Source organism: Pararhizobium sp. DWP3-4 (genome assembly GCF_049898205.1).
Classification (GTDB): domain Bacteria; phylum Pseudomonadota; class Alphaproteobacteria; order Rhizobiales; family Rhizobiaceae; genus Pararhizobium.
The window spans coordinates 1-20,754 of the sequence record NZ_JAFCXF010000009.1; the positions used below are offsets into that span (position 1 = coordinate 1).

General features: G+C 60.7%; 25 protein-coding genes. 3 read left to right on the forward strand and 22 right to left on the reverse strand.

Translation table 11 applies throughout. The features are described 5' to 3' along the window. Positions 1 to 154 precede the first annotated feature (154 nt). The 10 genes from ACP7E6_RS21520 to ACP7E6_RS21565 all read right to left on the reverse strand — a co-directional run bounded on the left by ACP7E6_RS21520 (position 155) and on the right by ACP7E6_RS21565 (position 6,019). The gene (locus ACP7E6_RS21520; protein WP_426231764.1) at positions 155 to 421 is read right to left on the reverse strand and encodes a hypothetical protein; all 267 of its coding nucleotides are present in this window, start codon (positions 419 to 421) and stop codon (positions 155 to 157) included. A gap of 86 nt (positions 422 to 507) precedes the next feature. Beyond that, the gene (locus ACP7E6_RS21525; RefSeq protein ID WP_426231765.1) at positions 508 to 876 is read right to left on the reverse strand and encodes a hypothetical protein; all 369 of its coding nucleotides are present in this window, start codon (positions 874 to 876) and stop codon (positions 508 to 510) included. 120 nt (positions 877 to 996) lie between these two features. Further along, positions 997 to 1,242: a DUF982 domain-containing protein gene (locus ACP7E6_RS21530; RefSeq protein ID WP_426231766.1), complete on the reverse strand. Its 246-nt coding sequence runs from the start codon at positions 1,240 to 1,242 to the stop codon at positions 997 to 999. A 100-nt stretch (positions 1,243 to 1,342) separates the two neighbouring features. Then, positions 1,343 to 1,876 (reverse strand): MerR family transcriptional regulator, encoded by a 534-nt coding sequence (locus ACP7E6_RS21535; RefSeq protein WP_113316048.1) that lies wholly within the window; start codon positions 1,874 to 1,876, stop codon positions 1,343 to 1,345. Positions 1,877 to 2,030: 154 nt separating this feature from the next. Next, positions 2,031 to 2,369: an integration host factor subunit alpha gene (locus ACP7E6_RS21540; RefSeq protein ID WP_113316049.1), complete on the reverse strand. Its 339-nt coding sequence runs from the start codon at positions 2,367 to 2,369 to the stop codon at positions 2,031 to 2,033. A 94-nt stretch (positions 2,370 to 2,463) separates the two neighbouring features. Next, a complete protein-coding gene (locus ACP7E6_RS21545; protein WP_426231767.1) occupies positions 2,464 to 3,435 on the reverse strand; it encodes a beta-ketoacyl-ACP synthase III in 972 nt (323 codons plus the stop codon). A 5-nt stretch (positions 3,436 to 3,440) separates the two neighbouring features. Further along, positions 3,441 to 4,499, reverse strand: a complete 1,059-nt coding sequence (plsX, locus tag ACP7E6_RS21550; RefSeq protein WP_426231768.1) for a phosphate acyltransferase PlsX — start codon at positions 4,497 to 4,499, stop codon at positions 3,441 to 3,443. A 204-nt stretch (positions 4,500 to 4,703) separates the two neighbouring features. Beyond that, positions 4,704 to 5,255, reverse strand: coding sequence for a YceD family protein (locus tag ACP7E6_RS21555; protein ID WP_426231769.1), 552 nt, complete (start codon positions 5,253 to 5,255; stop codon positions 4,704 to 4,706). A 58-nt stretch (positions 5,256 to 5,313) separates the two neighbouring features. Then, positions 5,314 to 5,853, reverse strand: coding sequence for a ubiquinol-cytochrome C chaperone family protein (locus ACP7E6_RS21560; RefSeq protein ID WP_426231947.1), 540 nt, complete (start codon positions 5,851 to 5,853; stop codon positions 5,314 to 5,316). After that, positions 5,804 to 6,019, reverse strand: a complete 216-nt coding sequence (locus tag ACP7E6_RS21565; protein ID WP_426231955.1) for a hypothetical protein — start codon at positions 6,017 to 6,019, stop codon at positions 5,804 to 5,806. Before ACP7E6_RS21565 ends, ACP7E6_RS21560 begins: the two co-directional genes overlap by 50 nt. On the opposite strand from ACP7E6_RS21565, the gene ACP7E6_RS21570 reads away from it, so the two are divergent. Continuing rightward, positions 5,985 to 6,509, forward strand: coding sequence for an outer membrane protein assembly factor BamE (locus tag ACP7E6_RS21570; protein WP_426231770.1), 525 nt, complete (start codon positions 5,985 to 5,987; stop codon positions 6,507 to 6,509). The genes ACP7E6_RS21565 and ACP7E6_RS21570 overlap by 35 nt on opposite strands. 120 nt (positions 6,510 to 6,629) lie before the next feature. On the opposite strand, the gene ACP7E6_RS21575 is transcribed toward ACP7E6_RS21570, so the two are convergent. From ACP7E6_RS21575 to ribH, 4 genes are all read right to left on the reverse strand, one after another. Further along, positions 6,630 to 8,768, reverse strand: coding sequence for a sodium-translocating pyrophosphatase (locus tag ACP7E6_RS21575; RefSeq protein ID WP_426231771.1), 2,139 nt, complete (start codon positions 8,766 to 8,768; stop codon positions 6,630 to 6,632). A 219-nt stretch (positions 8,769 to 8,987) separates the two neighbouring features. After that, on the reverse strand, positions 8,988 to 10,223 hold the full coding sequence (locus ACP7E6_RS21580; protein ID WP_426231772.1) for an MFS transporter: 1,236 nt from the start codon (positions 10,221 to 10,223) through the stop codon (positions 8,988 to 8,990). Between the two features lie 9 nt (positions 10,224 to 10,232). Beyond that, entirely contained in the window at positions 10,233 to 10,727 is a 495-nt protein-coding gene (gene nusB / locus ACP7E6_RS21585; RefSeq protein ID WP_426231773.1) for a transcription antitermination factor NusB, read from the reverse strand. Next, positions 10,724 to 11,185: a 6,7-dimethyl-8-ribityllumazine synthase gene (gene ribH / locus ACP7E6_RS21590; protein WP_426231774.1), complete on the reverse strand. Its 462-nt coding sequence runs from the start codon at positions 11,183 to 11,185 to the stop codon at positions 10,724 to 10,726. Before ribH ends, nusB begins: the two co-directional genes overlap by 4 nt. 207 nt (positions 11,186 to 11,392) lie before the next feature. Here ribH and ACP7E6_RS21595 point away from each other — a divergent pair, with 207 nt between their 5' ends. Together ACP7E6_RS21595 and ACP7E6_RS21600 are read left to right on the forward strand one after the other, a co-directional pair. Beyond that, the gene (locus ACP7E6_RS21595) at positions 11,393 to 11,896 is read left to right on the forward strand and encodes a cupin domain-containing protein (protein WP_426231775.1); all 504 of its coding nucleotides are present in this window, start codon (positions 11,393 to 11,395) and stop codon (positions 11,894 to 11,896) included. A 42-nt stretch (positions 11,897 to 11,938) separates the two neighbouring features. After that, complete coding sequence (locus tag ACP7E6_RS21600; RefSeq protein WP_426231776.1) at positions 11,939 to 12,457, forward strand: GNAT family N-acetyltransferase; 519 nt, start codon at positions 11,939 to 11,941, stop codon at positions 12,455 to 12,457. 117 nt (positions 12,458 to 12,574) lie between these two features. Here the strand turns inward: ACP7E6_RS21600 and ACP7E6_RS21605 are convergent, their stop codons facing one another. The 8 genes from ACP7E6_RS21605 to ACP7E6_RS21640 form a co-directional block, all read right to left on the reverse strand. Continuing rightward, a complete protein-coding gene (locus ACP7E6_RS21605; protein WP_426231777.1) occupies positions 12,575 to 13,195 on the reverse strand; it encodes a riboflavin synthase in 621 nt (206 codons plus the stop codon). Next, on the reverse strand, positions 13,195 to 14,307 hold the full coding sequence (ribD, locus tag ACP7E6_RS21610) for a bifunctional diaminohydroxyphosphoribosylaminopyrimidine deaminase/5-amino-6-(5-phosphoribosylamino)uracil reductase RibD (RefSeq protein ID WP_426231948.1): 1,113 nt from the start codon (positions 14,305 to 14,307) through the stop codon (positions 13,195 to 13,197). Before ribD ends, ACP7E6_RS21605 begins: the two co-directional genes overlap by 1 nt. Positions 14,308 to 14,376: 69 nt before the next feature. Then, positions 14,377 to 14,850: a transcriptional regulator NrdR gene (gene nrdR, locus ACP7E6_RS21615; RefSeq protein ID WP_037107514.1), complete on the reverse strand. Its 474-nt coding sequence runs from the start codon at positions 14,848 to 14,850 to the stop codon at positions 14,377 to 14,379. 27 nt (positions 14,851 to 14,877) lie between these two features. Next, positions 14,878 to 16,179 (reverse strand): serine hydroxymethyltransferase, encoded by a 1,302-nt coding sequence (gene glyA, locus ACP7E6_RS21620; protein ID WP_426231778.1) that lies wholly within the window; start codon positions 16,177 to 16,179, stop codon positions 14,878 to 14,880. A gap of 182 nt (positions 16,180 to 16,361) precedes the next feature. Beyond that, a complete protein-coding gene (locus tag ACP7E6_RS21625; RefSeq protein WP_426231779.1) occupies positions 16,362 to 17,687 on the reverse strand; it encodes a L,D-transpeptidase family protein in 1,326 nt (441 codons plus the stop codon). Positions 17,688 to 18,236: 549 nt separating this feature from the next. Continuing rightward, complete coding sequence (gene ldtR / locus ACP7E6_RS21630; protein ID WP_113245260.1) at positions 18,237 to 18,749, reverse strand: transcriptional regulator LdtR; 513 nt, start codon at positions 18,747 to 18,749, stop codon at positions 18,237 to 18,239. A 131-nt stretch (positions 18,750 to 18,880) separates the two neighbouring features. Then, the gene (locus tag ACP7E6_RS21635) at positions 18,881 to 19,318 is read right to left on the reverse strand and encodes a DUF6163 family protein (RefSeq protein WP_426231780.1); all 438 of its coding nucleotides are present in this window, start codon (positions 19,316 to 19,318) and stop codon (positions 18,881 to 18,883) included. A gap of 155 nt (positions 19,319 to 19,473) precedes the next feature. Further along, entirely contained in the window at positions 19,474 to 20,403 is a 930-nt protein-coding gene (locus ACP7E6_RS21640) for an adenylate/guanylate cyclase domain-containing protein (protein ID WP_426231949.1), read from the reverse strand. Positions 20,404 to 20,754 lie beyond the last annotated feature (351 nt).

Genomic DNA, 20,754 nt, shown 5'->3' on the forward strand with positions numbered 1-20,754 from the left:
GTTGGACCACTGCCGATCATCAAGCCAGAATTCACCTGCCATGACCAAAACTCCTCTTGTGGAGCGATTGAATCACAATCGTCAATCAAGATCAATGTGTTGATTGGGTTTCAACCCTAGAGCGGACCGCCGCTCTCATTGCGGCGACCAGCTTTCAATGCACTGAAATATCGGTCTCAGGTTCTTCCAGGAACGACTCGATGCCATCGCGTTCGACGGTGGCCAAGAATTCTTCGAAGGCTTCCTTGTCCGTGGCGAACGGCTCTTCCCAGACTGTCAGCCCTTCGTCCTGGTCAATCACTTCCAGCGTCCAGCCATCGGTGCTGCCTTCCTTGCGGAAGATATCGACGAGCACGGTGATATCGCCTTCGGTGAATTCGCCGGAAAAATCGGAATGTTCGAGCTTCTGCTTCTTCGTCATGGTCATTATGCCTGTTTCGCGTTGGTGACACTGCATAATTCCTGAAACCGGTTCCGGTTCAAAAACTATTCAGCACATTTAAACTGCTACAGCGCCCCTTGCCCGCCCTGTCCGGCACGCGCCGAGGCCGTCGCCGTCAGCCGGCCTCTGGAGCGTTCGCGCGTGGCGCTGCCCTCAAGCCGCTTGGCCGCCTCCTTGATGTCCAGCGGCGCAAAAAGAGCACGATATTCCGGCCTTGTCATCGCTGCTTCCATCGAAAATTCGGTCTTGTTTGCCTCGACCAGGCGTTCCAGACCCGTCGTGCCGGGCTTGAACACCAATTCGCGCGCCGCCTCGACGCCACCTTTCAGGATGACGAGGCGGCGAAACAGAACAGGCCGGAAGCCGATTCGCGCACAATGATCGTAGAGCGCCAGCATCTCGCCGTGAAACTTTGCCTGGAGGGCCTTGGTCATCTCGTTCTTTCTCACTCGCACGACAGACATATGGAGATGCCGGCGGCTTGCGCCAAGAGCCCTTTTACCCGGCCGGCGCGACGGCCAAAAGACCGCTTTCGCGCCAACCGCGCGGCGCCTTTAATCCTGCACCGCAATCTCCGCTTCGGCAGCCGCCGCCAGAAAGGCCTTGCGCGCGTCTTCGGCCGGACGTTTGCCTTCGACGACCTCAGCGCAGATTTCCAGCGCCCGGTCCAACGCCGGTGCATCCTCCAGCGGCCAGTCCTCGATCATCGCCCAGGAGGCCTCTGTGGTATTGGAGATCGTCACGTATTTGCCCGGCCCCTCCAGGGCGAGCGTCACGCTTTTCGTCCAGGACTTTTCCATTGTCTTGCCTTGCTGAGAATTCGGTCGGGGTTCCTACCATGAACGGCATGGCGGCACGAGGGGAAAGCGTGACAGGGTCGGCTATAGCGGTGCCGCGATTTCAGCGCACCTGGTCGAGCAGCCGCTTGCATTCCAAAAGGTCGTAGAGCGCTTCCTGCAACAGCGCCCTGTCCTCCTTGCCGACCGATGTCTTGCCGATCGAAATTTCCGGCGTTTCGTCATTGCCGCCGACGAAAGAAAAGAACCGGCGGCTGGCCGGGGCTTTGGCGCGGCCGACGATCTGATCCTCGTCGGGATTGCCGAGTTTCGGCTGTGCCGGTTCCTCGATATTGGCGGCAGCCAGCGCCTCGACGGTTGCCAGATCGCCGCTGGCGATGGCCGCGACGAACTTGTTGCCGTTCATCTTCAAAAGCTTCTGTACGCCCTTGATCGTGTAGCCGTGATCGTAAAGCAGATGGCGGATGCCCTTGAGCAGGTCGACATCTTCCGGGCGGTAATACCGCCGGCCGCCGCCACGCTTCATCGGCTTGATCTGCAGGAAGCGCGTTTCCCAGAATCTCAGCACATGCTGCGGCAGGTCGAGATCGTCGGCCACTTCACTGATGGTGCGAAATGCATCCGGGCTCTTGTCCATGTCTTCCCCCATTCCGCATCGAACATGCGCGGCATTCGCCACGCGGCTCTTGCCGCAGGTCTCTGGTGCCGTGACTGCGTAAGATTACACGAATCAAGCGCATTTCAATGGCTTATGGAGGTGTTTTCAACCACTTTAATGATCGGAGGTGGATTTAGGCGGCTGGCGACTGCGGTTTCAACTTGGCCTTGCGCTGCAGATGCGCCTTGAGCACGCGTTGCTTCAGCACGTTGGAGGCCTTGAACGTCATGACGCGGCGGGGAGAAATCGGGACTTCCTCGCCGGTTTTCGGGTTTCGCCCGATGCGCTCGTTCTTGTCTCTGACCTGAAACGTTGCGAAGGACGAAAGCTTGACGCTTTCACCCCGCACGATGGCATTACAGATTTCGTCAATCACGGTCTCGACCAGTTCGGCCGATTCCGTTCGCGAAAGACCGACCTTGCGAAAAACCGATTCGGCCAGGTCTGCTCGTGTCACCGTTTTTCCGCTCATCTTCCCCCACCGATTTTCTTGAAATATCGATTAGCCCGGAAAGAGTATTGCCCTTGTCCATTCCGGTCAAGCGTCTGCACCATATCACATTTTTTTACCAGCGCAGCAGTACGGAACCCCAGGTGAAGCCGCCCCCCATCGCCTCAAGCAGGACGAGATCACCCTTTTTGATGCGTCCGTCCGATGCCGCGACATTGAGTGCCAAGGGAATCGAGGCTGCCGAGGTATTGCCGTGGAGATCGACGGTGACAACCACCTTTTCAAGCGGAATTCCGAGCTTCTTGGCCGAACCGTCAATGATCCGGCGATTGGCCTGGTGCGGCACCAGCCAGTCGAGATCGTCGGCGGTCGTGCCGGTCGCCTCGAACGCGGCCTCGATCACGTCGGTGATCATGCCGACCGCATGTTTGAAGACCTCGCGGCCCTCCATGCGCAGATGGCCGACCGTGCCGGTGGTCGAAGGACCGCCGTCGACATAGAGCTTTTCCTTGTGGGCGCCGTCTGAGCGCAACTGCGCTGTCAGGACACCGCGATCGGCCGTGGTGCCTGAGCCTTCCTGGGCTTCCAGAATCAGCGCGCCGGCGCCGTCACCGAACAGCACGCAGGTCGTGCGGTCGTTCCAGTCGAGAATGCGTGAAAACGTCTCTGCACCGATGACCAGCACCCGCTTGGCCAGCCCGCCGCGGATATAGGCGTCCGCCGTGGTCACCGCAAAGATGAAGCCCGAACAGACGGCCTGCAGGTCGAAGGCGGCGCCGTGATGCATGCCGAGCCGGTTCTGGATGTTGACGGCAGTTGCCGGAAAGGTGTTGTCGGGCGTCGAAGTGGCCACGATGATCAGGTCGATGTCGGCCGGCGTCAGGCCGGCATTGCCGAGAGCCGCGCGTGCAGCCCCTTCGCCAAGCGACGCCGTGGTCTCCCCCTCACCGGCGATGTAGCGCTGGCGGATACCGGTGCGCTGCACGATCCATTCATCGGTCGTGTCGACCTTGTCTTCCATTTCGCGATTGGTCATCACCTGCTTCGGGAGGGATGCCCCAAAACCGCGAACCACAGAACGGATCATGCTTTTCAAACCTCGTCTGCCGTGCCTGTCGCTGCACCTTCGGAAGGGCGCGAGGCATGGTATTTTTGCACATCGTTTTCGATCTTGGCCTTCAGCCCGTTGCGGACCATGTCGTAGCCGACGTCGATAGCGGCTGCGAAACCTTCCGCGTCCGTTCCTCCATGGCTCTTGATCACGACACCATTAAGGCCGAGGAAGACGCCACCGTTGACCTTTCGCGGGTCCATCTTCTCGCGCAGCCGGTCGAAGGCGCCCTTGGCAAGAATATATCCGATCTTGGCCAAAAGCGTACGCGACATTGCCGCGCGCAGATATTCGGCGATCTGGCGCGCCGTACCTTCGGCAGCCTTGAGCGCGATATTGCCGGAAAAACCTTCGGTGACCACCACATCGACCGTGCCGCGGCCGATATCGTCACCCTCGACGAAGCCGAAATAATCGATGCTGTCGATGCCGGCTTCGCGCAACAGGCGCCCGGCTTCCTTGACCTGTTCCTGGCCCTTGATTTCCTCGACGCCGACATTGAGCAGGCCGAGCGTCGGGCGCTCGACTTCGAACAGGGCGCGCGCCATGGCGCCCCCCATCAGGGCAAAATCCATCAGCTGCTGCGCATCGGCGCCGATCGTCGCACCGACGTCAAGCACGATGCTTTCGCCCTTCAGCGTAGGCCAGATCGCCGCAATCGCCGGGCGCTGGATACCCGGCATCATCCGCAGGCAAAACACCGACATCGCCATCAGCGCGCCGGTATTGCCAGCCGAGACCACCACATCGGCCTCACCCTTGTTGACGGCGTCGATCGCCTGCCACATGCTGGCCTTGCCACGGCCGCGCCGCAGCGCCTGGCTCGGCTTCTCGTCCATGGCTATCGCCAATTCGGACGCATGAAACGTGCTGCTCGCCTTGAGCTTGGGATATTTTTCCAACAAAGGAGCACATTGATCTGCAAGTCCGTACAGCGCGAAACGGATATCGGGATGCCGTTCCAGCGCCTTGGCGGCGCCCGGGATGACGACCTGCGGACCGAAGTCGCCGCCCATCACATCAAGAGAAATTCTGACCACGCGTGCCCTATCCTTTTTTCCTGCCACACTGCATGTTTCGTTCCGGCGCAATCAGCATGGGCGATGGAGACACACGTGTTTTCATGACATTTGAGACGTAACGGCCCCACTTAAGGAGCAAAACGGCCCAACGGGCTGGATTTTGGCCAAAATACCGTTTTTCGCTGATGTGACAACCGAATTGTGCCGCACGCTGCCGTTGACTCAGTCCTTTTTCCAATCCTTGAGGACTGCAAAGGGATTTGGACGGACATCGTCTTTTTCGCTGCTTTCGATCCGCTCCCCGAAGCTCACCCCCGCTTTTCGCGGATAGGGATCGATGGCAAGTGCTGCATGTTCGGTCACGGTAACACCGACATCGATGGTGTCGCCGGTAAACATGTCGGGAAGATCGGGACCTTCCGGATCGAGAATCATCTCGCCGCTATCGTTGGCGGCGATCCGCGCCAGCCGCGATCCCTCCGGCACGAAGATCGCTTCGACGGGTTCATCGATGTTCGATTCGACCGGCTCCAGCGTCACGACGCAAGCCTGAACGATCCTGGCCTTGACCCGGCCCTTGATCTTGACGCCGTCCCTCTTCCAGCGGGCAACCTGCAACTCGGCGGCCACCGACTTGACCTCCAGGACATCCCAGAGATCGCGCAGTGCCTTGCGTTCGGCCTCATTTGCCTCGAGACGAACCGTCACGGCGTTGGCGGAAATATTGCCGACCTTGACCGGATAGGAGAATGCGGGTTTTTCGTCGTGGTTCATCGTCTGGTCCTTTCGGGCGGCGCTGCCGCCCAAGATAGTGCTGCCGGTTAGACCGATATCAGGCGGCCGCTTGCGGCAGGTCGATCCGGCCGGTTTCTACGACATCCTCGCCTTGCTGCGCAAGCTGGGCTTCGGCAGCCAGCAGATAGTCGGCAAGGCCCAGCATCGACAGCGCGTGATCGTCCGTCTGCGGATGGAAATTGCGCTTCAACGCGGCGGCCAGCTCGCTGCGGTCGCGCCGCTCAAGCGCCGCTGCATAGCTTTCAAGCCGGCCATAGAACATCGATGCCAGCTTCTTCATGCGCTTGGGCACGCTGACATCGCCGACGCCGAGCTCGCGGATCGAATGATCCACATCCTCGAAGAACGCGTCGATGATCTCCTGGGAAATCTCCTGGCCGGCGCGGCGCGAGCTGCGGGTTCGGCGGAAATACAGGATCAGCGATGCCGACAGCATCTCGAAACGGCCCATCACGGTGTCCGGCACATCAAGGTCGGTATAAAGATACGGACGGCGGGCGGCGGCGGTCAACAGCGCGTATTGGCGCTCAACGATGGCCGCATTGCCGTTTTTTTTGCCGAACAGTCCGAATATCATCATAAAGCCCAAGTTTGCCTGCTTCAAAATGCGCTAGCCCGCGCATCCTGTTATTGCATGATTGCCGAAGCTGGTTTACCGAAGCAGGCACGAAATGCAATGGCGCATCTGCCAGCGTTACCTTGGGGGAGATGTCGTTGACGAAACGGTATTTCAGGTCAGACATGAAATTTCTGAATAACGTCGCCTTTACATTGGCAATTTGCGTAACCACCCTTTCCGGCTGCAAGACGGCCGAGATGCTGAACACCAGCGAAACCATCAATCAGGGCTATGTCGTCGACCAGGAAACGCTGGCCCTGGCGCCGGTCGGCTCCAGCCGCGAGCAGGTACTCCTGTCGCTGGGAACGCCATCGACGACGGCGACATTCGACAATGAAGTGTTCTACTACATTTCGCAGAGGCGCCAGCGTCCGGTCGCCTTCATGAAGCCGAAGCTGGTCGATCAAAGCGTGCTCGCCGTCTATTTCGACAAGGACGGCGTCGTTTCGCAGTTGGCGCACTACACGCTGCAGGACGGCAAGGTCTTCGACATGATTTCCCGCACCACGCCAACCGGCGGCAAGGAAATGACCTTCCTCGGCCAGCTGCTCTCCGGCAACGGTATCGGCAAGAGCATGGCGAAATCGGTGCTTGGCAACGCCAACAACCAGTAACCGCCAACCTCAAGATCTTCATGAAAAACCCGCCGGCGGTATATGCGCCGGCGGGTTTTCTTTGTTCTGGGTCCTTCACCCGCCTGCCCGAAATGGTGCGGCGGGCTCGGCCTTCACCCTTTATCCTGCAAGCACCGCCAGAAGCAGCAATGCAACGATATTGGTGATCTTGATCGCCGGATTGACGGCCGGACCAGCGGTGTCCTTGTAGGGATCGCCGACCGTATCGCCGGTGACGGAGGCCTTGTGGGCTTCCGACCCCTTCAGGTGGCGCGTGCCGTCCTTGTCGACGAAACCGTCTTCAAAGCTCTTCTTGGCATTGTCCCAAGCACCACCACCCGAAGTCATCGAGATGGCGACGAAGATACCGTTGACGATGACGCCGAGAAGCGAGGCGCCGAGCGCTGCAAAGGCGGACGCCTTGGAGCCGGAGATCAGCAGCACGCCGAAATAGACGACGATCGGCGCCAGCACCGGCAGCAGCGACGGCACGATCATTTCGCGGATCGCCGCCTTGGTCAGCATATCGACGGCGCGGCCGTAGTCGGGCCGGTCGGTACCTGCCATGATGCCCGGCTTTTCACGGAACTGGCGGCGGACTTCCTCCACCACGGCACTGGCCGCGCGGCCGACGGCCGTCATGGCGATACCGCCGAACAGGTAGGGGATGAGACCGCCGAAGATCAGGCCTGCGACGACATAAGGGTTGGACAGATCAAACGAGATCGTCCCGACATCGGCGAAGTACGGATACTTGTCGCCATTGGCGGCGAAGTATTTCAGGTCGTTCGAATAGGCGGCGAACAAAACCAGCGCGCCGAGACCGGCAGAACCGATCGCATAGCCCTTGGTGACAGCCTTGGTCGTATTACCGACCGCATCGAGCGCATCGGTCGATTTGCGCACCTCCGGGGGAAGACCGGCCATCTCGGCGATACCACCGGCATTGTCGGTCACCGGACCGAAGGCATCCAGTGCCACAATCATGCCGGCAATGCCGAGCATGGCGGTGACGGCGATGCCTGTGCCGAACAGGCCTGCCAGCTGGTAGGTCGAGATGATGCCGCCGACGATGACGAGTGCCGGAAGCGCTGTCGATTCCAGCGAAACGGCGAGACCCTGGATGACGTTGGTGCCGTGGCCGCTGACGGAGGCCTGGGCGATGGAATTGACCGGCCGCTTGTTGGTGCCGGTGTAATATTCGGTAATCACCACGATCAGGGCGGTGACCACAAGGCCGAGAATGCCGCAGATGAACAGGTTGGTGCCGGTGATATCCTTGCCCTCGACGGTGCCGATCGAGCCCCAGCCGATGGTCAATGACGTGGCAAGAGCGAGGCCGACGATCGACAGCAGGCCCGTGACGATCAGGCCCTTGTAGAGTGCGCCCATGATCGAGCCGTTCGAGCCGAGCTTGACGAAGAAGGCACCGATGATCGAGGTGATGATGCAGGCGCCGCAGATGGCCAGCGGATAGCTCATCACAAGGCTGAGATTGGCCCCGCCGGCAAAGAAGATCGCGGCCAGAACCATGGTGGCAACGATCGAGACCGCATAGGTTTCGAACAGATCGGCCGCCATGCCTGCGCAGTCGCCAACATTGTCGCCGACATTGTCGGCGATGGTGGCCGGGTTGCGTGGATCGTCTTCCGGAATGCCGGCTTCCACCTTGCCGACCAGATCGCCGCCGACGTCCGCACCCTTGGTGAAGATGCCGCCGCCAAGACGGGCGAAGATCGAGATCAGCGACGCACCGAAGCCGAGCGACACCAGCGCATCGATCACGTCACGCGAGCCTACGGCAAGGCCAAGACCGGCCGTCAAGATGAGGTAGTAGATGGTGACGCCGAGCAGGGCCAGACCTGCAACCAGCATGCCGGTGATCGCACCGGACTTGAAGGCGATATCGAGACCTGCCGCAAGACTGACGGAGGATGCCTGTGCCGTGCGCACGTTGGCTCTGACGGACACGTGCATGCCGATGAAACCGGCCGCACCCGACAGAACCGCGCCGATCAGGAAGCCGATGGCGGCTGTCACGGAGAGAAGAACCCAGGCACCGACAAAGACGACGGCACCGACGATGGCAATGGTCATATATTGACGTGTGAGATAGGCCTGCGCCCCCTCGCGTATGAAGCCTGCAATCTCTTGCATGCGGGCATTGCCCTGATCGGCAGACAACACCGATCGCGTTGCCCAGATGGCATAAACCACCGAAAGCAACCCGCATGCGATAACGCCCAGAAGTATGGTCATTTCGCGATTTCCTCCGTTTAGCCTACGGGCTCACTCCGTTCCGCAGGCCCCCAAAAAGCGCTGCAGCCCAAGCCTCCTCTTCAAGCAAGGGCCGCATACGTGGCTGCAGAGTGCTGTGGCGAATCGGGATCGTCAAGCCGCGAAAACCGGAAAAACCCACGTTTTTCGGTATGTTGGCGGCGGCTTACAAGTCGGGAATACCTCTTTGGGGGAAAAATCTCAGACGGCGCCCCGCCTTTCGGCGACAAACAGCGCAACGAGCAGCAAAACGCAGAATACCGTTACCGGCCAGACGGCAGCGCTCAGCATATCCCAGCCGTAGGCCGTCAGCACCTTGCCGGAGCCGAACGAGGCAAGCGCCACCGTGCTGAACAGGATAATGTCGTGAAAGCCCTGCACCTTGTCGGCTTCCTGCGGCCGGTAGCTGGAGGCAACGATCGCGGTCGAGCCGATGAAACCGAAATTCCAGCCCGCACCCAGCAGGATCAGCGCACCCCAGAAATTCCACAGCGCAACGCCCGCATGCGCGACCAGCGCGCACAGCATCAAGATGACCAGTCCGCAGGCGACCACGCGCTTCGGGCCATAGCGGCTGACCAGCATGCCGGTGAAGAAGCTCGGGGCAAACATGGCCAGCACGTGCCACTGGATGCCGAGCGTCGCCAGGTCCTGCGAGAACCCGCAGCCGACGACCATGGCGATCGGCGCGCCGGTCATCATGAAGGTCATCAGAGCATAGGTGGAGATGCCGCAGACCATGCCGGTGAGGAAGCGCTGGGTCAGCACGATCTCGCGCAGCGGACGGATGGGGCCCATGGATGCAGAGCCCGTGACGGGGCGCAGATCCGGCAGCCGGAGGAACGCCAGGATGGCGATCGCCGCCAGGCAGGTGGGAACCAGTGCGATGAAGGCACCGGCAAAGAACACCGGCGCCAGCGCATCCTTGGTCAGGATGACCAATTGCGGCCCGAGCACGGCAGAGACCATGCCGCCGGCGAGAATCCAGGAAATCGCCCGGGGCTTGTAGAAACGCGGAGACGCATCGGCGGCGGCAAAGCGCAGTTTCTGGGTGAAGCCGCCCGCCATGCCGCAGATGCACAACCCGAGCGCAAACAGCCAGAAGTCGTTTCGAAACAACGCAGAGGCGGCGACCAGCCCGCCGCCGGCACCCAGAAGAGCGCCGACCACGAACGCTGCCTTGCGGCCGATAAATCTGGACATGGCGGTGACGAAAATGGCGCCGAGCGCGACGCCGACATTGAAACCGGTCAGCGGTGCAGTCGCCAGCGACTTGTCGTTGCCGAGCAGCTGATAGCCGGCAACACCGCCGACGGAAAAGACGATCGGGCCGATGATGCCAAGAATGGCCTGTGCCGCCGTCAGCAGATAGACATTGCGGCGGGCATCGCGCAGTTCAAGACCCACGCCCTGCACCCCGCCTGCCCGCACCGTCATCGCATGACCTTACTTTTTGACGTCGGTTCTGATCGTGCGGGCGATCCGGTCGAGCACCGCATTGACCAGTTTCGGCTCGTCCTGTTCGAAGAATGCCTTGGCGATTTCGACATATTCGGTAACGATCACGGCGACCGGAACGTCCTTGCGTTCGCGCAGCTCGAACGTGCCGGCACGCAGGATGGCACGAACGGTCGAATCGAGACGCGACAAGGCCCAGTCGTCCTGCAGAGCGGTGCCGATCAGCGGATCGAGCAGACGCTGATCGCGCACGACGCCGGCAACGATCGAGCGAAACCACGAGGCATCCGCCTTCAGATAGGTATCGCCGTCGATTTCCTGGCCAAGCCGGTGGGTTTCGTATTCTGCGACGATCTCCAGCACGCCGGTGCCGCCGATATCCATCTGGTACAGCGCCTGAACGGCGGCAAGACGGGCTGCGCCGCGCTGGTTTGCCTGCTTGATCGGCTGGTTGGCCGGCGAATTGGTGGGAGTGTCGCTCACTGTTCGCCGCCCAGCTTGATCTTCAGGTCGATCATGGTCAGCGCCGCGCGGGCAGCAAAGCCGCCCTTGTCGCCTTCGCTCTTCTTGGCCCGGGCCCAGGCCTGCGCGTCGTTTTCGACGGTCAGGATGCCGTTGCCGATGGCAAGACTTTCGCTGACGGCAAGATCCATCAGTGCGCGGGAGGATTCATTCGAGACGATGTCGAAGTGGTACGTCTCGCCACGGATGACCATGCCGAGCGCGACGAAACCGTCATACTCGGTGGCGCCATTGTCGATGCCGTCGAGCGCCATCGCAATTGCCGCCGGGATTTCCAGCGCGCCGGGAACGGTCACGACGTCGAAGGTCGCACCGGCATCCTTGAGCGCCGACGTGGCGCCGTCGAGCAAGGCGTCGGCCATATCATCATAGAAACGCGCTTCCACAATCAGAATATGTGGTTTTTCGGTATCGGACATTTGTCACCTGTCTGAAATTGGGGGCCGGACATCTCCAGCGCAGGCGGCGGTCAAACCACGCTGGAGCCCGGTTGGCAAGCATTTTTCGCGGTTTGCATGGATTTGGCCGGCCGTTCGACCATCGCTCCATGCAGAACAGCTGAAATTGGCGCCGTCTTTTCAATCCGATGGCGTCTCTGTACAAGTTTCGCCGAGATGGAGAAAAATATGACAAAGTTGGAAAAACCCGTCGTCAACCCGGCTGACCTTGAGCTGGACCACTGGCAGGAAGGCACTTTCTTTGAATCCCGCGACGCGTCCTTCGGCGCACAGCTCGGTCTGAGGGATCTCGGTATAGGCTACGGTGAGGTTCCGCCGGGAAAATCCGGCTGTCCGTTCCACAATCACCATATCGAGGAAGAGCTGTTCGTCATTTTGAGCGGCGAAGGCGAATACCGCTTCGGGCCGGATCGCTATCCCGTCAAGCCCGGAGACGTGCTGGGGGCACCGGCCGGGGGACCCGAGACTGCGCACCACCTGATCAACACCGGTAGCGTCCCCCTCACCTACCTGTCGATTTCGGCAAATGCGAAGGCCGAGATCGTCGAATATCCGGATTCGGGCAAATTCCTGGCCAAGTCGCGTGCAACACCCGGTGGAAAACCCGTCTTCCGTTTCGTCGGACGCAAGCAAAGCGAAACCGATTACTGGGACGGCGAGCCGGGAATCTGATCGAATACCGGCATCATCATCTCTAACGGACTGAACAGCCTCATGCACAGCGTCCCCACCATCGAAACCGAACGTCTGATCCTGCGCCCCTATCGCCGCGACGACTTTGCCGCCTACGCCGCGCTGTTTGCCGATCCGGAAGTCACCCGCTTCGTCGGCGGCATACCGTTTTCGCGTGAACAGGCCTGGACGCGCTTCCTGCGCCAGGTCGGCATGTGGCATTATTTCGGCTTCGGATTTATGGTTTTGCAGGATCGCGGGACCGGCCAATTTATCGGCGAAGCCGGCTTTCACGATCTGCACCGTGGCATCAGTCCCTCGGTCGAAGGCACGATGGAAACCGGCTGGGCACTGTCGCCACGCTCCCATGGCCGTGGCCTCGCAACCGAGGCCGTTGGTGCAGCGCTGAAATGGGGCGATCAGCATTTTCCGTCGCTGAAGAAGACCTGCATCATCGATACCGGCAACCTCGCATCGCTGAGAGTGGCCTCGAAACTGCAATTCAAGGAAACCGGGCGGACGACCTATCACGGCGCAAATGTGATTTTGCTGGAGCGGTGAGGTTTCGCCTGGCGTAGTCGCCGAGACAAATCAGCTCATCCGTACCGGAGAATGGTTTGATCCGCTCCCGGACAATCCGGGCGGGATCAGACCATTCCGGAGATCGTTCAAGCCGGTTTATTCGGCCTTTGGCGCCGGAAACTCAGCCAGCCGCGCGGCATAGCGGGCCATCGTGTCGACTTCGAAATTGACGAAATCGCCGGCCTTGCGCTCACCCCACGTCGTCACCTCAAGCGAATGCCGGATCAAAAGCACGTCGAAATCCGTTCCATCGACGGCGTTGACCGTCAGGGATGTTCCATCCAGCCCAATGGAGCCCTTCGGTGCCACGAACTTTGCCAGATGTTCAGGCGCGCGCAGGCGAAACCGGGTGGCCTCGCCTTCCGTTTCGACGGAGAGAATCTCAGCCTTGCCGTCGACATGACCGGATACCAGATGGCCGCCCAGTTCGTCGCCGATCTTCAGCGAGCGTTCCAGGTTGATCTTCTGGCTCGCCGTCCACGACGAAATCGTCGTCAACCGCAGCGCCTCTTCCCAGGCCTCGACCTCGAACCAGCGGCCGTTGGCGCCTTCTTGCGGCAATGTCGTGACAGTAAGGCAGACGCCGGAACAGGCGATCGACGCGCCGATATCGATGCCCTTTGGATCATAGGCGGTGGCGATACGCAGCTTGATGCCCTCATCAAGCGGCGTAATGGTTTCGACGGTGCCGATATCGGTGATAATGCCGGTGAACATCAGAGGGTTCTTTCGTATTCGTAGGTGTCGAGAAGGTCGTCGCCGAACGTGTCTGTCCGCCGGTGGACGAAGCCCACCGGGATCAGCTTCCTGTCAATTGGGGATGGTACCCCCTCCTCGCCAAGGGTGCGCGGCGCGGTAAACAGCAGAATCCGGTCGACCAGCCCGTCATTGAGGAATTGCTGCGCCGTACGCGCGCCGCCTTCGACCAGAAGCGAGGACACGCCGCGCGTTGCCAGAGCTGCCAGCAGATCGGCCGGCACTTGCGGATCGCAGACCACGACTTCGACACCGGCTGCCTCCAACGCCTGCTGGCGCTTTGAAAAGGCGACCGAGCCGTCGCTCTCACCAGTGACGATCAGGACCGGCACGGTGCGCGCCGTCTGTGCCAGCTTGGAGGTCACCGGCAGATTGAGATCGCCGTCGATGACGATCCGCAATGGCGAGCGGTGCTCCAGTCCCGGGATCCGGGCAGTCAATTCCGGGTCGTCGGCAATCGCCGTGCCGATGCCGACAAGGATGGCGTCGGTTTCCGCCCGCCGCCGATGAACAATTGCGCGCGCCGGGGCACCGGTGATGCTCACCTGCCCCTGTCCCTTGATGCCGATCATGCCATCGGCGGAAACGGCAAGCTTCAGAGTCACATACGGCCGGTTGTTGCGCTTGCGCATGAGGTAGCCCTCAAGCTCGCGCTCACCCTCTTCCTCCAGCACACCGGTGACGACCGCGATGCCGGCATCACGTAGCTTCTCAAGCCCGTGACCCGAGACACGATCATCCGGATCGACCACGGCGACCACCACCCGGGCAACGCCTGCCGCGATCAGCGCATCGGCGCAGGGCGGCGTCTTGCCGTGGTGGGAGCAGGGTTCCAGAGTGACATAGGCCGTGGCGCCGCGTGCAGCCTCTCCAGCGGCGGCCAAAGCCTGCGTCTCGGCATGCGGCCGGCCGCCGGTGGCGGTGACGGCGCTGCCGACGATCTTCGCGCCATCGCCATCATCGCGGACGATGACGCAGCCGACGGACGGGTTGGAACCAGTGGCACCGAGGTGCTGATGGGCGAGGCGCAGCGCCTCCGCCATAAAACGCTCGTCGTCAGCCATTTCCGCCATACCGATGCCCATCCCTACCCTGCAGACGTCAAACGCCGCCCCTTCAGGCGGCGCGTGTATTGGCATCGATCAGGCGCCGGGATCACGTGCGATCTTGGCGCTGATCTCGGCAATGACCTTCTCGAAATCATCCGCATGGGAGAAATCGCGATAGACCGAGGCATAACGGACGAAGGCAACGTCATCGAGTCCTTTCAAGGCCTCGAGCACCTGCAGGCCGATTTCCTCGGACGGAATTTCCGTTTCGCCGGAGCTTTCAAGCCGCCGGACGATGCCCGACACCGCCCGCTCGATCCGGTCGCGATCGATCGGCCGCTTGCGCAGCGCGATCTCGAACGACCGTAACAGCTTGTCGCGGTCGAACGGCGCCTTGCGGCCGGTCTTCTTCAGGATCATCAGCTCCCTGAGCTGCACCCGTTCGAAGGTCGTGAAGCGGCCGCCACAATCCGGGCAGATGCGCCGGCGGCGGATGGCGGCGCCATCCTCCGCAGGACGGCTGTCCTTCACCTGGCTGTCTTCCGATCCGCAATAGGGGCAGCGCATCAAGGCTCCTTGATAAGAGGTCTAGGATCAGAGGTAGGGGTACATCGGGAAACGGTCGGTCAGCTTGACCACCTTTTCACGCACACCGGCTTCGACTGCGGCATTGCCTTCATCGGAATTGGCGACTTTCAGACCATCGAGCACTTCGACGATCAGGTTGCCGATTTCGCGGAAGTCCGCTTCCTTGAAGCCACGCGTCGTACCGGCAGGCGTGCCGAGGCGAACACCGGAGGTGACGAACGGCTTTTCCGGATCGAACGGGATGCCGTTCTTGTTGCAGGTGATGTAGGCGCGGCCGAGCGCTGCTTCGGCCCGCTTGCCGGTGGCGTTCTTCTTGCGAAGGTCGACCAGCATCAGGTGATTGTCGGTGCCGCCCGAGACGATATCGAGGCCGCCGGCAACCAGCGTTTCCGACAGCGCCTTGGCATTCTTGACGATCTGCGCAGCGTAATCCTGGAATTCCGGCTGCAACGCTTCGCCCAGAGCCACGGCCTTGGCGGCGATCACGTGCATCAGCGGGCCGCCCTGCAGGCCGGGGAACACGGCCGAATTGAACTTCTTTGCCAGCGCCTCGTCATTGGTGAGGATCATGCCGCCGCGCGGGCCGCGCAGCGACTTGTGCGTGGTGGTGGTGGCAACATGGCAATGCGGGAACGGCGACGGATGCTGGTTGCCGGCAACCAGGCCGGCGATATGGGCCATGTCAACCATCAGATAGGCGCCGACTTCATCGGCGATCTCGCGGAAACGCTTCCAGTCCCAGATGCGGGAATAGGCAGTACCGCCGGCGATGATCAGCTTGGGCTTGTGCTGCCGGGCCTTTTCGGCAACGGCATCCATATCGAGCAGGTTGTCGCCCTCGCGCACGCCGTAGGAGACGACGTTGAACCATTTTCCCGACATGTTGACCGGCGAACCATGTGTCAGGTGACCGCCCGAGTTGAGATCGAGGCCCATGAATGTGTCGCCCGGCTGCAGCAGCGCCAGGAACACGGCCTGGTTCATCTGCGAACCCGAATTCGGCTGGACGTTGGCGAAGCCGACGCCGAACAGTTTTTTGGCGCGCTCGATGGCGAGCTCTTCGGCGATGTCGACGAACTGGCAGCCGCCGTAATAGCGCTTGCCCGGATAGCCTTCGGCGTACTTGTTGGTCATGATCGAGCCCTGGGCTTCGAGCACGGCGCGCGAGACGATGTTTTCAGACGCGATCAATTCGATCTCATGGCGCTGGCGGCCCAGCTCCTTCTCGATCGCACCGAAAATATCCGGATCGGTGTCGGCAAGTGAACGGCTGAAGAAAACATCGGGGTTGACGACGGAAGCGCTCATTCTCAAAGCTCCTTAAGAGGCGGTGGCACGGTGTTTACCGTCCTCGCATGGCAAGGGCAATACGGGCTGTGCGATTTGCGCCATTTCCCCCATCTGCAGCGCCGGGATGCGACAGGGACGGGAACGCAAAAGGCCGCGCACCTTGATGGGACGCGGCCTTGGTTCGATGAATGCGGACCGGCTTATTGCGGCAGGTTGTCGCGCTCGACGGAACCGGCCGCCTGCTCGATCCCGAACGTGGTCTGCAACGCCAGTTCCTGCTCGCCGTCCATCTCGTAGATGTCGTCGCGGAACTGCACGATGCCGTCGGTTGCAGCCCAGGCGGTGATATACTTGAAATAGACCGGAACTTCGACTGCCAGCTTGATCGGCGAGTTCTGGCCGGCACGGATCGTCGCCTCGATCTGCTGACGCGACCAGCCGGGTGTGTCTCGCAAAAGCCAGGTCGTCAGGTCGCGGACGTTTTGGACGCGCACGCAGCCGGAGCTTTCGAAGCGGGCGAGCTTGTTGAACAGGCCCTGCTGCGGCGTGTCGTGCATGTATTCATTGTTGGGGTTGTGGAAGTTGATCTTCGTCGAGGCCATGGCGTTGGTCTTGCCTGGATCCTGGCGGAACGTCAGGTTCGGCGCCTTCTCGGCATTCCAGTCGATCGTCTCCGGGGAAACTTCGTTGCCCTTGCCGTCGATGAGGCGGATGGAATTCTTCTTCAGATATTCCGGATCCTTGCGCATCAGCGGAACGATGTCCTTCTCGACGATCGAGCGCGGCGATGTCCAATACGGGTTGAGGATGACCTCGTAGATCTTCGAGTTGATGATGTGGGTCTGGCGGCTGATGCGGCCGACAACGGCCGTGTGGCGTGTCGCAACGCGGCCATTCTCGACGGCTTCGATATAGGCCGCCGGAATGTTGACCAGCACATAGCGCTCGCCCAGATCGCCCGACATCGACTGCAGGCGGACGATGTTGGTGTTCAGCTGACCAAGCCGGACATCGGCGGCGATGTTCATCGCCTTGACGGAATATTCGCCGAGCACGCCGTCGGCCGGCAGGCCGTGACGGGCCTGGAAGCGCTTGACCGCGCCATCGACATAGCTGTCAAAGGAGTTGGAAATACCGGCGGATTGCGGCAGATCGCCCGAAATGATCAGGCGCTGGCGCAGGGCCTGCACGGAGGGATCGGCGACGCCCATTTCCAGGCGAACCGGCGAATTGACCTGCGGCCAGCCGCCGGCCGAAACGATCTGCTGGTACTGGCCGATGGCATTCTGCGTATTGGCCAGCGTATCCATGCCGAAGATCGGCGTGTTGGAGACGACGGCGGTGGCGCTGCGCGAAGCCTTGGCGTCAAACTGATCGTCCCAAGCGCCGCGGCGCGGTGCATTGATGATATCGTCGAGCGCGTCCTGCGCGAAAGCGCCACCGGCAAATGTTGCAGCGCCGAAAGCCGCCGCCGAGGCAAGGAAACCACGACGCGAAAGTGCATCAATTCCGGGTTTTTTCGACATATTTCCTACCATCCAATGCTGCTACGCAAAACGCAGAGCTATCACGAACACGGTTAACAAACGTAAACTATACTTGCAGCTCTCTGCCCGCCGTTCACATTTGTGAGATCATGAATGCAATTAGCGGCCAGTCGCCGATTGGCAACAGAAGCAACGCAAAACCCGCATTCTCGTGCATTGTCGCTGTCATAGTAATATGGCCGATTCGTGTCACCCACCCGCGACGTCAGACGTCAAGGCGTCCGCCTTGCACCGGTGCGGCATTCGGGAGACATTACCGCTATGTTCACCGAGCGCGCAGGAAGCAGTGAAGGGACCGCACTGGGGAGTTCGTTTCCATGAAGCAGGGACATTTGCGCGTGAGCGCGCGGCGGGATTGATCGGATGAGGGAAGGTCATCGACCTCGGCGCCCCGACGAGCATGGCTTCAATCGGGTAACGCATCAACCGGGCCGGAAAACGGTGGCATCATGCATCCTGTGTCCGCCTCTCATCCTGCGGCCGGCAAGCCGCAGGAGAGGAGAAACAGCAGTCAGTCGGTAGCCTTGATCAGAGCTTGTAGAGCATGGTGTCGTTCCAGAAGCGGTCGAGGCGCTGCAGGAGCTTGTTCATCTGGCCGAACTCGTCGGTGCCGATGCCGCCAACCTTCTGGATCGAGCCGATATGGCGTTCATAGAGCTTGGCAACCGTTTCGGCGATCTCCTGGCCCTCGTCCGTCAGGCTGATGCGGACCGAACGGCGGTCGACACGCGAGCGCTGGTGATTGATGAAGCCGAGATCAACCAGCTTTTTAACATTGTAGGATACGTTGGAGCCGAGATAGTAACCGCGCGAGCGCAGTTCGCCGGCCGTCAGTTCCGAATTGCCGATGTTGAAGAGGAGAAGTGCCTGGACGGCGTTGACATCGGAGCGGCCCGACCGGTCGAACTCATCCTTGACGACGTCGAGCAGACGACGGTGAAGACGCTCAACCAGGTGGAGGGATTCCATGTAGAGCGAACGGATCGCATCTTCGTGGGGATCTTTGACGGCAACGGCCTGCGGTTTCATTTTGGTGTTCATGATGACTGCCTCACTGTTTTGTTTGGCGGTGTATGTTTCTCTTCCCGCCTTGAGGTAGACACTATCGAATACGTATAAAATTCTACTTAAACACCAGCCTTAACAGCGCCTTACTATCCACAGCCCTTGTATCAGGGTAAATCAATTCTTGCAGCACGTGCCTGCCTGGTCCGCTGATAGAAGATCGCAGCCCGGAAAAGCACGAAGGTTACGGCCACGGCGGCATGGAGAATGACCAGCGGCGACTTCTCCCCGAAAATCTGCGGATAGACCGCAAACATCACGATTTCCGCCCCGGCTGCCGCCACCCAAATGACCGGCCCCCATGAGACCAGCAGCCACAATCCAAGCGCCGCCACGGGGTAGACGACGGCCAGAGCTGTGGCTGCCACCCGCCACGGTACCGGCAGCAGATCGAACCGTCCGCCGCCGCCGAACGAAAAGCCGATCAGCATCGCCCAGTAGTTGAGACCAAACCAGAAACACGACACCGCCACCAGCCGCAGGAACAGCCCGAACAACGTTTCGATCAGCGACAGTTTGGGGATTTTTATAGAATCACGGGCCATGGCGGCGAAGATAGGTCGCAGGCGAGCGCTTTGCCAGACGGATATTTTTCCACAGCCCGCCCCACGATGGCTGCGCCGTCGCAATCCAAGCCAGCCATCCATTCATCAGAGCGCAGCAGAAGCAGCCATGGCGACAAGGGAAATATGACTGAAGATCAGCGGGGGATGATCTTGTACAAGGCGGCAACAATGCCGATGCCGAGCAGCGGCCAGACCGACCAGAAAATTCCGTGCCATGTCAAAACATTGATCCCGGCAATAGCCAGACTGATGACGCCAAGTCCGGCAAGGAGCCGGTCGTACCGGGTTTGCATCGCCACCCAGGCCACGGCAGAGAGAACCGCCACTCCCAGCACCGGCCAGGCCGACCAGAACACGCCCTGCCACGACAGAATATTTATGGCGACCAGCACCGCAGCCGCCAGGGCGGCCAGCCAAAACATCGGGGCGATCAGCGCCCATAGTTTGTGCAGCGGCGCCGCAGAGTTGACCTGCCGATGCGAGCCCGCATCCACGCCCGGCTTTGCCCTCATGCCCGGCGTTGCATCGGCCGGCGGCAATGGCTCACCAATGCGCACGGCATAGCTCGGCACCGCGTCGGCGATATTCTTGATCGCCAGCGGTCCGAGGAAATCAAAGCTGACCGCCACCTTGTTGCGAACCTGATCGTAGACCGTATTGGAGATGACGATGCCGCCGCCGGTGGCCGATGCCTGGAGGCGCGCGGCAATGTTGACGCCGTCACCATAGATATCGTCGCCATCGACGATCACATCGCCCAGATTGATACCGATGCGAAACAACATCCGCCCATCGACCGGCCGCGCCGCATTTTGCCCGGCGAGTTCGTTTTGAACGTCCATGGCTGCCCGCACGCATTCGACGACGCTGGGAAACTCGGCGATGACGCCATCTCCCCAGGTATTGATCACCCGCCCGCCATGCGCTGCGATCAGCCGGGACATGGCATCACGGTAATGCTTCAGCATCGCCAGCGTGCCTTCCTCGTCCACGCCCATCAGGCGCGTATAGTCCTGCACGTCAGCACAGAAGATCGTCGTCAATTTGCGTTGCGTGCCGCCCAATGTGTCGATCATGTTCCCAGTCTCCCCACAACAAGGGTAACCCGATTGCCTCCGCAACGATATGGGGATTGCAAACTGGATAAAAGCCTCAAGGCCTAGCGGTCGCCGCACGTCCTGAAATTTATCGGAGGCTTGCCAGTATTTTATGCGGGCTTCGCGCCGTTCAGCCGCGTCTGCGCGCGCTGCCACTCTTCAATGGACTGCCTTTCGCCGCTTTGACGCTGGAAAAAAGATTGCGGCAGCAGCAAAGCCAATTGCGAGCAGCAGCGGAGTGGGAAACGGCTTGAACGCAGGTTGCTGTCACTCCGACCTGCAGCACAGTTCAGCTTTCTTGGTTTGCCTTGAGGTTCA